Below are 14,267 nucleotides of genomic sequence, written 5' to 3' on the forward strand. Positions count from 1 at the left end.
GCTTGCCGAAAATCCGTGCGACGGAACTCACTCGAACCGCACGGGCCCCCGCCGGCAGAAGAGTCAAGGAACCAGTCACCGGTTCGGTAGGCTGAACCTTGTGAATTTTCCTGTAATTGGCGTAGTGGGCGGCGGCCAGCTCGCACGAATGATGGCACCAGCCGCAACCGCCCTTGGTTTTGAACTCCGAGTCCTCGCTGAAGGCGAGGACGTTTCTGCGGTCCCGGCCGTGGCAACGGCTCCCGTTGGCGACTATAAGGATTTGGCGGCCCTGCTCACGTTCTCCGAAGGCTTGGACGTCATGACGTTCGACCACGAACACGTTCCCACGGAGCACCTTCGGGCCCTGATTGAGGCGGGCGTGAACGTCCAGCCCGGACCCGATGCCCTCGTGCACGCACAGGACAAACTCGTGATGCGCGCCGCGATTGATCGCTTGGGGCTTCCGAACCCGGTATGGGCTGCGGTCCACGGCGTGGAGGACCTTATCGCTTTTGGCGAGCAGACCGGCTGGCCGATCGTCTTGAAGACCCCCCGTGGGGGCTATGACGGCAAGGGCGTGCGGATCATTTATTCCGCGGAGGACGCCCGGAGCACTGCGGACTGGTTCGAAACCATGAGTCCGCTGTTGGCCGAAGAGAAGGTCGACTTCAGCCGCGAACTGTCCGCGCTCGTGGCGAGGACGCCCAGTGGCGAATCCCGCGCCTGGCCGGTTGTCCACACCGTCCAGGTGAACGGCGTCTGCGACGAAGTGATTGCGCCGGCCCAGGACATCCACGTGGAGGTCGCCGCCGCGGCCGAAGAGGCGGCGCTGCGCATCGCGGGCGAGCTCGGAGTCACCGGTGTCATGGCGGCAGAGCTCTTCGAAACGCCCGGAGTCGGGGTCGGCTTCCTAGTCAACGAACTGGCCATGCGGCCGCACAACACCGGCCACTGGACGCAGGACGGCTCGGTCACCAGCCAGTTTGAACAACACCTGCGCGCCGTACTCAACCTGCCGCTCGGAGCCACCGACGCGCTGGGTGCTGTGGCGGTCATGAAGAACTTCCTCGGTGGCGCCAACCAGGACCTCTACAGCGCCTATCCCCAGGCCCTCGCTTACGAACCCGCCGCAAAGGTCCACTGCTACGGCAAGTCGGTGCGCGTCGGCCGGAAGATCGGCCACGTGAACCTCGTCGGCGCCTCCGCGGCAGACGTGGATACCCTCCGCCGCCGCGCCACCGTGGTGGCCGACATTATCCGTGACGGCCGTATCCCGGCCGAGACCAGCGCCGAGGAGACCGCATGAGCGAAGAAAACACCGCCCCGATCGTAGGCCTTGTCATGGGATCCGACTCGGACTGGCCCGTCATGGAAGCCGCAGCGGACGCGCTGGCCGAATTCGGCATCCCTTTCGAGGCGGACGTCGTCTCCGCCCATCGCATGCCGACGGAGATGATCCGCTACGGCCAGGGGGCGCATGAACGCGGCATCCGCGTCATCATCGCCGGAGCGGGCGGAGCTGCCCATTTGCCGGGCATGCTTGCTTCAGTCACCCCGCTGCCTGTCATCGGTGTCCCTGTCCCCTTGAAGACCTTGGACGGCATGGACTCCTTGCTGTCCATCGTGCAGATGCCGGCCGGCGTTCCCGTAGCCACTGTGTCGATCGGCGGTGCCCGCAATGCAGGCCTCCTGGCCGTACGTATTCTTGCTTCCGGGACCGACGAGATGGCCGTCCGGCTCCGCGGCGATATGCTCGAATTCGCCCGGCAGCTCAACAACACCGCCACCGAAAAAGGGGCCAGGCTCCGCGACAAGGTCGCCGAAGTCTTCTCCTCGGCCAACGTCTCCGCCCGGAGCACCCACTAAGAGGGCGTTGCCTGGCACATCCAGCGAACCGCCCCAAAACGACAAGGATCCCCTGCCGTGTACCAGCTTGAGAACCTTCTGCGTCCCTATGCATGGGGATCGACGACGGCGATCGCCGCTCTGCTGGGAAGGCCCGCCTCGGGCGGCCCCGAGGCTGAGTTATGGATCGGAGCGCATCCGGGCTCGCCGTCTCTGGCCACCCGCCCGGACGGGTCCTCCGTTGCCCTGGACGCACTCATCGGCGTGGATCCCGCCCACTTCCTCGGTGGATCGAGCCTGGCCGAATTCGGTCCGCGCTTGCCGTTCCTTACGAAGCTCCTCGCCGCTGACAAGCCACTGTCCTTGCAAGTCCACCCCGGCTTGCAGCAAGCCCGGGAAGGCTTCGCGAAGGAAAATGCCGCAGGCTTGGCTGCGGACGCACCCGAGCGAAACTATCGCGACGACAACCACAAGCCCGAAATGCTCTTCGCGCTGACGCCGTTCGAAGCCCTGTGCGGCTTCCGTCCGGCCACCGACTCGAAGCGCGTCTTCGAGCACCTCGCAAGCCTCATGGACCTGGCCGCCGTGGACGTTCCGGACATCATCACCGGAGTCATTGCGGACTTGTCCGATGCCGATGAGGCCGCGGCACTCAAAGCCTCATTCACCCGCCTGATTACCGGCGGGGATTCCGTCTCCGAAGCCACGGATCAGGTGGTCGCCGTCCTGACGTCCGGCGCGCCGATGGGCCAGTACGCCGCGGAACTCTCCGCGGTCCTGCGCATCAACGCCGAGTTCCCCGGAGATCCCGGCGTCCTGATTTCATTGCTCCTGAATCTTGTCTTCCTGGCGCCAGGCGAATCCGTATACTTGCCGGGCGGGAACGTCCACGCTTACCTCAAAGGCCTTGGCGTGGAAGTGATGGCGGCCTCGGACAACGTGCTTCGCGGTGGTCTTACCCCCAAGCACATTGATGTTCCCGAGCTCCTGAAGACCATCGAATTCGCTGCCCTCGGCGTGCCCCGCATCGAGCCCAGGACCTCCAGGTTTGGCCAGGACCTGTATGTGCCGCCGTTCCGGGAGTTCCAGCTCCAGCGCATCGAGTTGGCTCCGGGCGCGGAACCGGTGCCGATGGCGCAGGCCGGTCCCGCCGTCGTCGTTGTCGTCTCAGGCTCCGTGGTGCTCGACTCGCCCAAGAGTGAACTCGCCTTGGCGCGCGGCGGGAGTGCGTTCATCCCGGCATACGAAGAACCCGTCATGGTGCACCCGGTTGCCGGGACAACAGAGACCAGCGTTGCATTTGCCGTCACGACAGGCTTGGGGAACTAAACGGTGGAGTACTTTCTGCAGATGCCCGTCTGGGCATCCTTCCAGCGTTCCCTCGGCCGCACCGTGCACGAGGAGTCGGGTCCGGGATGGCGGTTCCTCGCTGTGGAGGAAAAGAACCCTGCGGGCAAGGTGATCTATACGCCCTACGGACCCGTCGCCGATTCTCTGGAGGCCTTCGACGACGCTGTGTCCGCACTCGTGGCGATCGCGCGCCGCAGCCGGGCCGTGTGCGTTCGGATGGAACCGGTCGCTGCCGGATTCCAAGCCGTCGACGCCGCTGCGGTACTGGGCGCGCGTGGCCTGCAGCCGGCACCGTCCAACCAGCAGCCGGAATTGAGCTGGATTGTGGATTTGGAGGGCGATTTCAAGGACGTCCTTGCGGGCATGAAACCCACCAACCGGAATCTGTACCGCAACATCCACAAAAAGGGTGTCACCTTTCGGTCTTCGCAGGATCCAGAGGAGATCTCGGTGCTTCTCAACTTCTTGCACATGACCGCGGCCCGCAACGGCTTCAAACCCCAAAGCGACGGCTATCTGAGCGCGGTGGCCCGCTCCCTCATGCCGGCCGGTGCCGGCACCCTGTTCATCGCCGAACTCGAGGGTGAGCCCATTGCGGCTGCGCTCGCGTACGACTCCGCCGACACCCGTACCTACGCCCACGCCGCACTAGACGATACGCACCGCAAGCTCAGCGCCGGCATCCCGTTGCTCGTCACGCTCATGGCGGATGCGAAGGACAAGGGGCTCAAGCACGTCGACCTGTGGGGCGTGGCTCCGGAGAACGAACCCGACCATAAGTGGGCCGGATTCACGGCCTTCAAGAAGTCCTTCGGGGGCCGCGAAATCGCCTACCCGGGCACGTGGGACCTTCCCGTCAACAAGCTCCGCTACGGCGCCTACCAGTTGACCCGGAAGCTACGCGAAAAGCTCCGCTGAGCCCACCCCCTCCCCCTCGCGCGAACTGGCAGCAGATACCCTCAAACTCCGATTTTCCGGGCATCTGGTGCCAGTTCGCGGCGGGTAGACCGCGCCCGTCGAACCTTGTCTACCACTTCCGGCCGGGGCCCGAGCAGATCCTCATGGTGAACCCGGACTTCACGCCAACCCAAGCGCTCCGTCAACGTCTGGCGCTTGATGTCCCTTTGGTATTGCACGGCTTCCCCGTGATGACGGCCGTCGTACTGGAGGGCAATACGTTCCTTCACGTAGGCGGCATCGGGCCACACAGCGGCAGCGCCCCATTCGTTAAGGATGACGTGGTTCAGCGTAGGTTCAGGCAACCCTGCATGCAGCAATGTGAGGCGCATTTGCGTTTCCTGTGGCGAATCCGCGCCGACTCGAACCAAGTCCAGGGCCAGCCGAGCCTTGCGGACGCCTCGCATGCCGGGATGGGCTGCCACCATCGCCCTTAAATCGTCAATGGTTGCCAGTGCCCTGCGTGGCCTGGGATGGTTTTCGCCGTGTTCGACGACGATCGAGTCGCCCGCCGCGACAACGTCGCCGATGCTCATCAATTGGGCCAAGTCCAGCCACGTCCGCGCGGGCGAGGTGAGCCGGACGCCGTCGAGCTCCATCACCTCACCCGGTTTGAACGTTAGTTGGTGCCCGACGACGTTCCGCCTCCGCGGTTTCCACCTCTCGCCCGAGCGGGCAAGGTGGATTCGCCAGTCCTCTTCAAGGGCTACGGACAAACTGATGCCGTGGATCCGTGCCGCCGAGCCATGGCTAAGACAGCAATCGGGGTCGAGCTCCGCGTAACCCCGCAAGTGTTCCGCGACCGTCCCCTTACTGTGCAACGGCAGGCGCAGTCCCCGCGACAGCGTGACAATTCCGGCGCGGCGCAATTGCTTCTGGCTCAGTCCAAGGGTCTCAGCGGCCGACGCCGGAAAGGAACCGTTTGGGAGCTGCGGGGGCATCGGAGTCCGGGACATGCTCAATTCTTGCCCGGCCTCGAGCCCTAAATTGGGTTATCCACAGGTAGGATTCCGGCGTTAAAAACGAACTGGCAGCACACGCCTCCAAAATTCGATTCAGAGGGCAAGTGCTGCCAGTTCGCGCGGATCGGTGGGAGGACGAGCCTACTTGCGGGCGTAGCCTTCCCATTTGCTGGCCTGGTGCTCGCCCTCGACGAAGCGGATGGTGCCGGACTTGGAGCGCATCACGATGGACTGCGTCAGGACCTTGTCCTTGGAGTAGCGCACGCCCTTGAGGAGATCGCCGTCGGTGATGCCCGTGGCCGCGAAGTAGCAGTTGTCGCTCGTGACGAGGTCGTTAGTGGACAGCACGCGCTCGAGGTCGTGTCCGGCGTCGATAGCCTTTTGCTTCTCTTCGTCACTGGTGGGCCACAAGCGGCCCTGGATGACGCCGCCGAGGGACTTGATGGCACACGCGGCAACAATCCCCTCCGGGGTACCGCCGATACCCATCAGGGCGTCGACGCCGGTGCCGGAGCGTGCGGCGGCAATGGCGCCTGCGACGTCACCGTCCATGATGAACTTGGTGCGGGCGCCCGCCTGGCGGATTTCTTCCACGAGCGGACGGTGGCGGTCGCGGTCCAGGATCATGACGTTGAGCTGGTTGACCTTGACGCCCTTGGCCTTGGCGATCAGGTGCAGGTTCTGCTTCACCGGCAGGCGCAGGTCCACCATGTCAGCCGCCTCGGGACCCGTGACGAGCTTCTCCATGTAGAACACGGCGGACGGATCGAACATGGCGCCGCGTTCGGCCACTGCCAGCACGGCGAGGGCGTTGTTGATGCCCAGGGCGGTCAGGCGGGTCCCGTCGATCGGGTCGACGGCGACGTCGCACTCCGGCCCCGTGCCGTCACCGACGTGCTCGCCGTTGAAGAGCATGGGGGCTTCGTCCTTCTCACCCTCGCCAATGACAACGACGCCGTTGAAGTGGACGGTGTGGAGGAACGAGCGCATGGCGTCAACGGCGGCACCATCAGCTTTGTTCTTGTCGCCGAAGCCAACCCAGTGACCTCCCGCAATGGCCGCGGCTTCAGTGACGCGGACAAGTTCGAGGGCCAGGTTGCGGTCCGGCTCATCGGTCCCGACTGCGAGTGCGGGCGAGATCGTGGAATACTTCTGGGACATTGGCGCTGGAGACACGTGAACCTCTTCTTCGATGCGATTCGTGGGACCAGGAGTGGCCACACTTGACGGCCTGGATGATTCCTCTACCAGTGATCATAGTCGCGGCCGAGCAGCATGGTCATGGGATGACCGGCTCTCAATACGTGCCTTGCGTGTGCCGGCCGTTGTGTATTAGCCGCTTGGATAAGGGACTATTGAAGCGTGAGTGATACGCAAGACAAAGCAACAGCCGCCACCCCCTTAAGCGATGACGGCCCCGGCCCCGTGAGCATCGACGACGGCAATCAACCGGCCGTCAAGCCCGTCATCGCGGCGAAAGCAGCCAAACGGGCGAACGCGTCAGTGATCGGCATGCTCATCGCGTTGCTGCTCTGCGTACTGGCATTCCTGCCGGTCGTCCTCATGAACCCCGCGCCGAAGAGCAACGGCTACAAGCCCAACGTGGATGTTGCCGGCAGTGCCGCCAACGCCAAAGATGTGGCAGGTTTCACACCTGTTGCGCCGGATACCGGCGACACATTCAGCCCAAACTACGCGCGCTGGATGTCTGGCACCGGCAACGGGGTGCCCACTTGGGAAGTCGGATACCTCACTCCCAAGCAAGCGTTCATCGGCATTGTCCAAACTCGCAAGGCCAATCCCACCTGGATCTTTCAGCAGACCGGTAATGCTCCGGTGACAGGCACTCGCAGCGCCGGCGGCCATGACTGGGAACTCCATGACACGGCCAAGGGCACCCGCAGCATGGTCCTGAACTATCGCGGAACCACAATCATCCTGAGCGGCACGGCAGGACTCGACGAATTCTCCACCTTGGCCGCGGCCGTGGTGAAGGCCGTGGACGCAGCCCCGATCCCTTCCCCGGATGCAAGCACGAAGCCCGGCGCAACAGTTTCGCAGACTGCTACCCCGACGCCGTAAAGTAGCGGCGTGGCCACTTATCTGACTCCTGCCCTTGCCTGGCGCCGTTTGCGCGAAGGAAATGAACGCTTCGTCGCCGGGGAATCCCTGCATCCCAACCAGGATGCCTCGCGCCGGAACTCCTTGGTGGAGGATCAGCATCCATTTGCGGTGATTTTCGGCTGCTCGGATTCCCGCCTGGCCGCGGAAATCATTTTTGATCTCGGCCTCGGCGATGCCTTCGTGGTCCGCACGGCCGGGCAGGTGATCGACGACGCGGTCCTTGGTTCGCTTGAGTACAGCATCTCGGAGCTTCACGTTCCGCTCATCGTGATCCTTGGCCACGACAGCTGCGGCGCCGTGACAGCGACCAAGAGCGCCGTCGAGACCGGTGAAATGCCCGCAGGTTTCATCCGTTCCCTAGTGGAGCGCATCACCCCTTCCGTCCTCACGGCAATGCGCAACGAGCAGACGGACGTCAACGAGATGGTAGTGGAACACGTCAAGCAGACGGCCCGCCGCTTGGCGGACAGTTCCCGTGTGATTTCCGCCGCGATCGACGACGGCCGGGCCGCCGTCGTCGGGCTGTCCTACAAGCTGGACGAAGGCCGTGCGGCGCTGGTTTCCGGGATCGGCGAGCTCTAAAACGAAAGCCGGAACCGCCCGGGACGGACGGTCATCAGCGGCCGTTGCTTTGCAAGCCGGTTTTCGGTCAAGCGGCCACCCGCCATAAGCTAGCCCCATGACTTCCACTCAAGAATCCAACGCGGCCGAGTTCCGTATTGAACATGACACGATGGGCGAAGTTCGCGTCCCCGTGAACGCACTGTACCGCGCACAGACGCAGCGCGCCGTGGAGAACTTCCCGATCTCCGGCAAGACGCTTGAGCGCGCACACATCGAGGCCTTGGCACGCGTCAAAAAGGCTGCGGCCTTGGCAAACGCGGAACTGGGAGTGCTCGACGGCGAGCTCGCCGAGGCCATTGCCAACGCTGCCGATGAGGTTGCCGCCGGAAAGTACGACGGCGACTTCCCCATCGACGTCTTCCAGACCGGTTCGGGTACGTCCTCCAACATGAACACCAACGAGGTCATTGCGGAGCTGGCAACGCGCGCCCTCGCCGCCGCCGGGAGCGACAAGGTTGTCCACCCGAACGACCACGTCAACGCTTCCCAGTCCTCCAACGACGTCTTCCCTACGTCGGTCCACGTCGCCGCGACATCGGCCCTGATCAACGACCTGATCCCGGCCCTCGAATACCTGTCTGCTTCCCTTGACCGCAAGGCCTTGGAGTTCAAGGACGTCGTCAAGTCCGGCCGCACCCACCTCATGGACGCCACTCCAGTGACCTTGGGCCAGGAGTTCGGCGGCTACGCAGCGCAGGTCCGCTACGGCATTGAGCGCATCAACGCCGCCCTCCCCCGCGTTGCCGAGGTCCCCTTGGGCGGCACCGCCGTCGGCACCGGCATCAACACTCCGGAAGGCTTCCCGGAGCGCGTCATCGAGCTGCTGGCCGCGGACACCGGCCTGCCGCTGACCGAGGCACGCGACCACTTCGAGGCGCAAGCCAACCGCGACGGACTGATCGAGGGCTCCAGCCAGCTGCGCAACATCGCGATCTCGTTCATGAAGATCAATAACGACCTCCGCTGGATGGGTTCCGGTCCCAACACGGGCTTGGGCGAGATCTCCATCCCGGACCTGCAGCCCGGCTCCTCGATCATGCCCGGCAAGGTCAACCCCGTCATTTGCGAGGCATCCATCATGGTCTGCGCCCAGGTCATCGGCAACGACACCGCCATTGCATGGTCCGGTACCAACGGCGCCTTCGAGCTCAACGTCGGCATCCCCGTGATGGCCGCCAACCTGCTCGAATCCATCCGGCTGCTGGCCAACACCAGCCGGGTCATGGCGGACAAGATGATCGACGGCATCACGGCAAACGTGGAGCGCGCCCGCTTCCTGGCTGAGGCTTCCCCGTCCATCGTGACGCCGTTGAACAAGTTCATCGGTTACGAGGCCGCAGCAAAGATCGCCAAGAAGGCCGTCGCCGAAGGCTTGACCATCCGCGAGGCCGTGGTCTCCCTCGGTTACCTCGAGCGCGGCGAACTGAGCGAAGAGCAGCTCGACAAGGCTCTCGACGTCACCACCATGACACGCCCGGCCCACAAGGCCTAGCCTCCCGCTAGCCAACAAGCCAGCCCGACGGCGGCCGGCACCTTCCGCGCGGAAGGTGCCGGCCGCCGTCGTCGTATCGGGAGCATGCGTGTTCCGCCGATTTCCACTTATTGCACTTTCAATAAATGAGTGCAAAACTTTACTTTGTGGAAAATAGTGCAAATATCGACGGCGGACTCCGGGAGCGCAAGCGCGCACAGACCCGCGCGGCGATCACCGCCGTCGCACGCTCCCTGACCGCCCAGCGCGGCCTCAACGGTTTCACGGTCGAGGAAGCCTGCGATCAAGCCGGGATCTCGCGCCGGACGTTCTTCAACTACTTCCATACGAAGGAAGACGCGGTGATCGGCTCGTTCTCCGACGAGCTTCCGGAAGATGCTTTGGATGCCTTCAACCGCAAACCCGCGCGGGCCACCGGCACAATCCCTGCCACCATCTCCGACTCGTTGCTGGCCGCCCTGCGCCACTTCACCCTGGCAGTCCTCGAGCGGTCCACCGTCAGCCCGTCGGAGATCCGCCAACTCATCGCCGCCGTCACGGCCGAACCCCAGCTCCTGGGGCGGCTGACACGCGCAGGCGAAGTCCGCGAGCGCCAGTTCGCCGAACTCATCGCCGCACGGGAAGGCCTCACAGCAGACCACCCAGAGGTCATCATGGCCGCCGCGGTCTTCGGCGCGGTCACCAAGAAGACAAGCCAACAGTTCTTTTCCGAAGAGAACACCCGGGCCTACCGCGCACTGCTCGACCAAAACCTCAACGCGGCCCGCACGCTCTTCGCCCAAGCGCTGGACACCAACCCCGTCGAACCCCAGAAGGACCCATCGTGAGCACCACTCCCAAGACCAAGGCGGCAGCGGAACCGCTCCTCCTGACCCAGAAACGGATCTGGATCATTTTCTCCGCGCTGATCGCCGGAATGCTGCTCTCCAGCCTGGACCAGACCATCGTGTCCACGGCCATGCCCACCATCGTCGGCAAGCTCGGCGGCGTCGAGAACCAAGCCTGGATCACCACGGCCTACCTGCTGGCCACCACCATCGTCATGCCGATCTACGGCAAGTTCGGTGACATCCTGGGCCGGCGGAACCTCTTCCTGACCGCCATCGGCTTGTTCACGGCAGCCTCCATCGCTTGTGCCTTCGCCACCGATTTTTGGAGCTTCGTGGTCTTCCGCGCCGTCCAGGGCCTCGGTGGCGGCGGTCTGATTATCCTGTCCCAGGCCATCATCGCCGACATTGTCCCGGCCAAGGAGCGCGGCAAGTACATGGGTCCCCTCGGCGCCATCTTCGGCCTGTCCGCCGTTGCCGGTCCCCTTCTGGGTGGCTTCTTCGTCGATCACCTGACGTGGGAATGGGCTTTCTACATCAACATCCCGGTCGGCATCGCAGCCTTCACCATCGCTTGGTTCACGCTCACCCTGCCGAACAAGAAGGCCGAAAAGCGCATCGATCTCCTGGGCGTACTGCTGCTGTCCGCCGCCACGGCCTGCCTGATCTTCTTCACCGACTTCGGCGGCAAGAAGGACCAGGGCTGGGATTCCCTGCTCACCTGGGCCTTCGGCGCCGGCATGGTGCTTGCCGCCTTCCTCTTCGTCTTGGTGGAGCGCAAGGCCGAAGACCCCATCATTCCGCTGAGCCTGTTCAAGAACCGGATCTTCATCAACGCAACGGCCATCGGCTTCACCTTGGGGCTTGGCATGTTCGCGGCCATCGCCTTCGTGCCGACGTTCCTGCAGATGTCCTCCGGAACCTCGGCCGCCGTCTCGGGCCTGCTCATGCTGCCGATGATGGTGGGCCTGATGGGTACCTCCATCTACTCGGGAATCCGGATCTCCAAGACCGGTAAGTACAAGATGTTCCCGATCCTCGGAGCGAGCCTCACGATCGTTGCCATGCTGTGGCTCACCACGCTCACAGCGGCAACCCCGGTCTGGGTCATCTGCATCCAGCTGTTCATCTTCGGTGCAGGCCTGGGCTTGATCATGCAGGTCATCGTCCTGGTGGTCCAGAACGCGGTTCCGGCCGAGCAGATCGGCACGGCGACCAGCACCAACAACTACTTCCGCGAGGTCGGGGCCTCGTTGGGCGTGGCCGTCTTCGGCTCGATCTTCACCACGCGGCTGGCCGAGTCACTCACAAAGGCCTTCACAGGGGCCGGCGCTTCGGCCTCACAAGCTTCGCAATCCACCAGCAAGCTCGATCCACAGACTCTCGCCCAGCTGCCGGCCCAGGTCAAGGACGCCATCGTCAACGCCTACGCCGATTCGCTGGCACCGGTGTTCTGGTACCTGATCCCGTTCATCGCCGTCGCACTCCTGCTCGCCATCACGCTCAAGCAGATCCCGCTGTCCGACACCGCCGGAATGGTGGCCCGGGGTGAGGCCGTGGGAGGGCAGGAAGCCGAGCGCCTTGAAGCCGCTCGCCTGCTTGGCACGGCGAAGGGCACCGCCGACGCAGACGCGGAGCCGGATTCGGATTCGGAGCCGGATTCGGATTCGGATTCGGGGAGCGTAGAGGACAACGACAGCGAGCTCGCCCTGCGCTGAAGCTAGGGACATGCCCGGCCTTGGCTCGGACCAGTGGACATATGGGGAATATGCCCAGTGCTCGGATGCAAGGCCGGGCATGTCCACTGGGCCGAACGGCGCACCTGACGCTTCTGGCCTAGGCTGGAACCCATGAGTTCAGAACCCGAAGAATCCGCGACCATCAGCCCGGCCGTTCGATGGGGATTAGGGGCAGTCCTTTTCAGCCTTCTGGCCGTCTCCATGGTCTCCGCCAAGGGCGAGTGGTGGACCATCGTGGGCGCTATTGCCTGCGGTACTGCCGCATGCCTCTTCGCTGCCCGCGCTATCCTCGCAGCCCGTCAATCGCGCTGATACGCGACGGCGGAGCCTGGCTCCAGCGCAAGCCGGATGGTTTCGCGGTGGCCGGGGCTGATGTCCGGCAAGTCGTCCAGGGCAAACCAAGCCACCGCGATTGATTCGTCGTCGTTGACACGTGCCTCTCCCGAGATATAACGGCATTTGAAGGCAATATCCAGGAAGTCGCAGACATCTCCGTTCGGATACGTGACCGGGCCGATCACACCCACCGCCAGAATGCGCTCAGTTTCGGCCACCACGGCAGTCTCCTCGAAGATCTCCCGGATCAATCCGGGGGCCGGGTGCTCCCCCGGTTCCAGCATTCCCGTAATCAGGGTCCAGCGGCGGTTGTCGGCCCGTTGGCACAAAAGGACCCGGTCCTCGTCGTCCAACACCACGCCGCGAACGCCGGGCAGCCACAAAGGGTCATTGCCGATCTTCTCGCGGATTTTCAGGATGAACTCGGGGATCGCCACTGCCTTAGCCCGCTTTCGTCGAAACAGCCAAACCAACAGTAGAGCGAGTATCCCATCAGGGACGCCCGAAGGACAGCGGTGGGGCTGCTCCCACTGGTGCCTTCCGCCGCCGTCGTCAAGCAGGCAGCGCAAGCATCGCCGCCGCGGCGCCGGCAAGCATGAACGGCCCGAATGGAATAGAGGATTTCAGGGTTCCCCGCCGGGCAGCCAGGATTCCCAGGCTCCACAGCCCGCCGAAGAGGAACGCCGCAAACGTCCCGGCAAAGACGTGCGCCCAACCCAAATAGCCAAGGTAAAGACCGAGCACGCCCGCCAGTTTAACGTCGCCGAAGCCCATTCCCGGCGGATACGCCAAACGGAGGATGAAATAGAACACCCAAAGGACAGCTCCCCCGGCCACGATCCCCAAGGCCGGCACCCCCAGGAAGGAGGCACCGCCGTCGGGCGTGTTCCCTGCCGCTCCGCCGGCGAGCCCTCCTGCGGCTCCGCCAGCCAGGGTGACGGCGATCGCAGCCCCGAGCAGCAACACCCCGGCGATCGCATACGAAGGGAACACGATCCGGTTTGGCAACAGGTGGTGACGGACGTCAATGACTGTGAGGCGGGCAGCCATGATCGCAAAGTACACACATGCTGCGAGCAGCAGCCAGAAGGCCGGGAAGCTGGTCCCCCACAATTCGCCGAGTCGTCGGATCACCCTCGGATGCTATCGGTTTTTCGAAACCCGCGCCGGTCACGCGCGCCTAGACTGTGGATATGGGGTCCTACAGTGCAGAAATCCAAGGCAGCCCGGACGCCGACATGTCCTCCGTCTTCCGAAATCTCTGCCGTTCCTCACCGTGGAAATGGACCAGTTTGAGGTTCGAATACTTGGACCGGCCGGGCAACGCAGGAGACACCGTGCGCGCTTGGCTGCGCAGGCCGGGTGCCCTCCGGCTTGAAACCATGGAAGGGACGTTGCTGCACAGCACCACCGGCATCAACGACTCCCGCGACGGGCTATACCTTGGTTCCAAGCGCAAGTCGTGGCTCTTGCCGGCCCATTTGGTGACCCCGGTGTACGACTCGGGAGGGCTCGTCCGCAGACGCCCCGAGGCGGCGTACGGCGAACCATCCTTCGGCAACGGGAGGCTGGCGGCCGCCCTCGACCCCGTGGAACTCTCCGGAAATGCGCCGGTGCCCATGGAATTTCCGGAATCCAACCGGGTGGCCCTCGGTCCCATCCGAGAAGTGGATCACGAGGGTCGTCCGGCGCTGGAAACCATCGCGACGCCGGGACACAGTTACGTGGCAGCCGATCCGGGCAGGCCGCTCTGTTTTCCCGGGCGCACGCTCTTGCGGGTGGATTTGGGAACAGGAGTGTGCGTTTACAGCCAGTCGCTCGACGGCGACACTGCGGGCCAGGGGCATTGGATGCGGGTCCTGGGTGTGGACGAATACATGCTCGATGATTTATTCCTCGCTGAATCGATGAACCTCACCGACGTCCGGAAGCACATCAGCTGGGACCTCGGCCCCCACGCTTGAACACCGGCTAGGTGACCAGGTGCCAACAGGAACGCTCGCTCACCTATACGCCCTTTTCGCCAAAC

The 14,267-nt window shown here is 64.0% G+C and carries 15 protein-coding genes; 11 read left to right on the forward strand and 4 right to left on the reverse strand.

Annotation, left to right across the window (positions count from 1 at the left end):
* The first annotated feature begins 100 nt into the window (after positions 1–100).
* From ABD884_RS16605 to ABD884_RS16620, 4 genes are read left to right on the forward strand one after another with little or no spacing between them, the layout of a single operon-like run.
* On the forward strand, positions 101–1,288 hold the full coding sequence (locus ABD884_RS16605) for a 5-(carboxyamino)imidazole ribonucleotide synthase (protein ID WP_345048135.1): 1,188 nt from the start codon (positions 101–103) through the stop codon (positions 1,286–1,288).
* On the forward strand, positions 1,285–1,848 hold the full coding sequence (gene purE / locus ABD884_RS16610) for a 5-(carboxyamino)imidazole ribonucleotide mutase (RefSeq protein WP_028266415.1): 564 nt from the start codon (positions 1,285–1,287) through the stop codon (positions 1,846–1,848). The genes ABD884_RS16605 and purE overlap by 4 nt, the downstream gene beginning before the upstream one ends.
* A gap of 57 nt (positions 1,849–1,905) precedes the next feature.
* Positions 1,906–3,156: a mannose-6-phosphate isomerase, class I gene (gene manA / locus ABD884_RS16615; RefSeq protein ID WP_345048141.1), complete on the forward strand. Its 1,251-nt coding sequence runs from the start codon at positions 1,906–1,908 to the stop codon at positions 3,154–3,156.
* A gap of 3 nt (positions 3,157–3,159) precedes the next feature.
* Entirely contained in the window at positions 3,160–4,095 is a 936-nt protein-coding gene (locus tag ABD884_RS16620) for a lipid II:glycine glycyltransferase FemX (RefSeq protein ID WP_345048146.1), read from the forward strand.
* Positions 4,096–4,136: 41 nt separating this feature from the next.
* Here ABD884_RS16620 and ABD884_RS16625 read toward each other — a convergent pair whose 3' ends face one another.
* Entirely contained in the window at positions 4,137–5,090 is a 954-nt protein-coding gene (locus ABD884_RS16625) for a hypothetical protein (protein WP_345048149.1), read from the reverse strand.
* Positions 5,091–5,237: 147 nt separating this feature from the next.
* Positions 5,238–6,257 carry a class II fructose-bisphosphatase gene (glpX, locus tag ABD884_RS16630; RefSeq protein WP_028266412.1) on the reverse strand — a complete coding sequence of 340 codons (1,020 nt, stop codon included), beginning with the start codon at positions 6,255–6,257 and terminating at the stop codon, positions 5,238–5,240.
* Between the two features lie 201 nt (positions 6,258–6,458).
* Here glpX and ABD884_RS16635 point away from each other — a divergent pair, with 201 nt between their 5' ends.
* The 6 genes from ABD884_RS16635 to ABD884_RS16660 all read left to right on the forward strand — a co-directional run bounded on the left by ABD884_RS16635 (position 6,459) and on the right by ABD884_RS16660 (position 12,214).
* On the forward strand, positions 6,459–7,178 hold the full coding sequence (locus ABD884_RS16635) for a DUF4245 domain-containing protein (protein WP_345048151.1): 720 nt from the start codon (positions 6,459–6,461) through the stop codon (positions 7,176–7,178).
* A gap of 9 nt (positions 7,179–7,187) precedes the next feature.
* Entirely contained in the window at positions 7,188–7,802 is a 615-nt protein-coding gene (locus ABD884_RS16640; RefSeq protein WP_028266411.1) for a carbonic anhydrase, read from the forward strand.
* 97 nt (positions 7,803–7,899) lie between these two features.
* Positions 7,900–9,336 (forward strand): class II fumarate hydratase, encoded by a 1,437-nt coding sequence (locus ABD884_RS16645; protein WP_345048155.1) that lies wholly within the window; start codon positions 7,900–7,902, stop codon positions 9,334–9,336.
* Positions 9,337–9,461: 125 nt separating this feature from the next.
* Positions 9,462–10,163, forward strand: a complete 702-nt coding sequence (locus ABD884_RS16650; RefSeq protein WP_376955011.1) for a TetR/AcrR family transcriptional regulator — start codon at positions 9,462–9,464, stop codon at positions 10,161–10,163.
* A complete protein-coding gene (locus ABD884_RS16655; protein ID WP_345048159.1) occupies positions 10,160–11,881 on the forward strand; it encodes an MDR family MFS transporter in 1,722 nt (573 codons plus the stop codon). The genes ABD884_RS16650 and ABD884_RS16655 overlap by 4 nt, the downstream gene beginning before the upstream one ends.
* Before the next feature lie 132 nt (positions 11,882–12,013).
* Complete coding sequence (locus tag ABD884_RS16660; RefSeq protein WP_345048161.1) at positions 12,014–12,214, forward strand: hypothetical protein; 201 nt, start codon at positions 12,014–12,016, stop codon at positions 12,212–12,214.
* On the opposite strand, the gene ABD884_RS16665 is transcribed toward ABD884_RS16660, so the two are convergent.
* Positions 12,202–12,675, reverse strand: coding sequence for an NUDIX hydrolase (locus ABD884_RS16665; RefSeq protein ID WP_345048163.1), 474 nt, complete (start codon positions 12,673–12,675; stop codon positions 12,202–12,204). The two genes, ABD884_RS16660 and ABD884_RS16665, sit on opposite strands and share 13 nt — an antisense overlap.
* Positions 12,676–12,790: 115 nt before the next feature.
* Entirely contained in the window at positions 12,791–13,372 is a 582-nt protein-coding gene (locus ABD884_RS16670; protein WP_345048166.1) for a prepilin peptidase, read from the reverse strand.
* Positions 13,373–13,431: 59 nt separating this feature from the next.
* On the opposite strand from ABD884_RS16670, the gene ABD884_RS16675 reads away from it, so the two are divergent.
* Positions 13,432–14,202 (forward strand): hypothetical protein, encoded by a 771-nt coding sequence (locus tag ABD884_RS16675; protein WP_345048168.1) that lies wholly within the window; start codon positions 13,432–13,434, stop codon positions 14,200–14,202.
* Positions 14,203–14,267: the final 65 nt, after the last annotated feature.

The organism is Arthrobacter methylotrophus (assembly GCF_039539965.1).
Classification (GTDB): Bacteria; Actinomycetota; Actinomycetes; order Actinomycetales; family Micrococcaceae; genus Arthrobacter; species Arthrobacter methylotrophus.

What these genes read in the sequence shown, in the direction of transcription:
- purE (WP_028266415.1), top strand. Translation starts at nt 1,285, where the DNA reads ATGAGCGAAGAAAACACCGCCCCGATCGTAGGCCTTGTCATGGGATCC.
- ABD884_RS16625 (WP_345048149.1), bottom strand. Translation starts at nt 5,090, where the DNA reads ATGTCCCGGACTCCGATGCCCCCGCAGCTCCCAAACGGTTCCTTTCCG.
- glpX (WP_028266412.1), bottom strand. Translation starts at nt 6,257, where the DNA reads ATGTCCCAGAAGTATTCCACGATCTCGCCCGCACTCGCAGTCGGGACC.
- ABD884_RS16645 (WP_345048155.1), top strand. Translation starts at nt 7,900, where the DNA reads ATGACTTCCACTCAAGAATCCAACGCGGCCGAGTTCCGTATTGAACAT.
- ABD884_RS16650 (WP_376955011.1), top strand. Translation starts at nt 9,462, where the DNA reads ATGAGTGCAAAACTTTACTTTGTGGAAAATAGTGCAAATATCGACGGC.
- ABD884_RS16660 (WP_345048161.1), top strand. Translation starts at nt 12,014, where the DNA reads ATGAGTTCAGAACCCGAAGAATCCGCGACCATCAGCCCGGCCGTTCGA.
- ABD884_RS16675 (WP_345048168.1), top strand. Translation starts at nt 13,432, where the DNA reads ATGGGGTCCTACAGTGCAGAAATCCAAGGCAGCCCGGACGCCGACATG.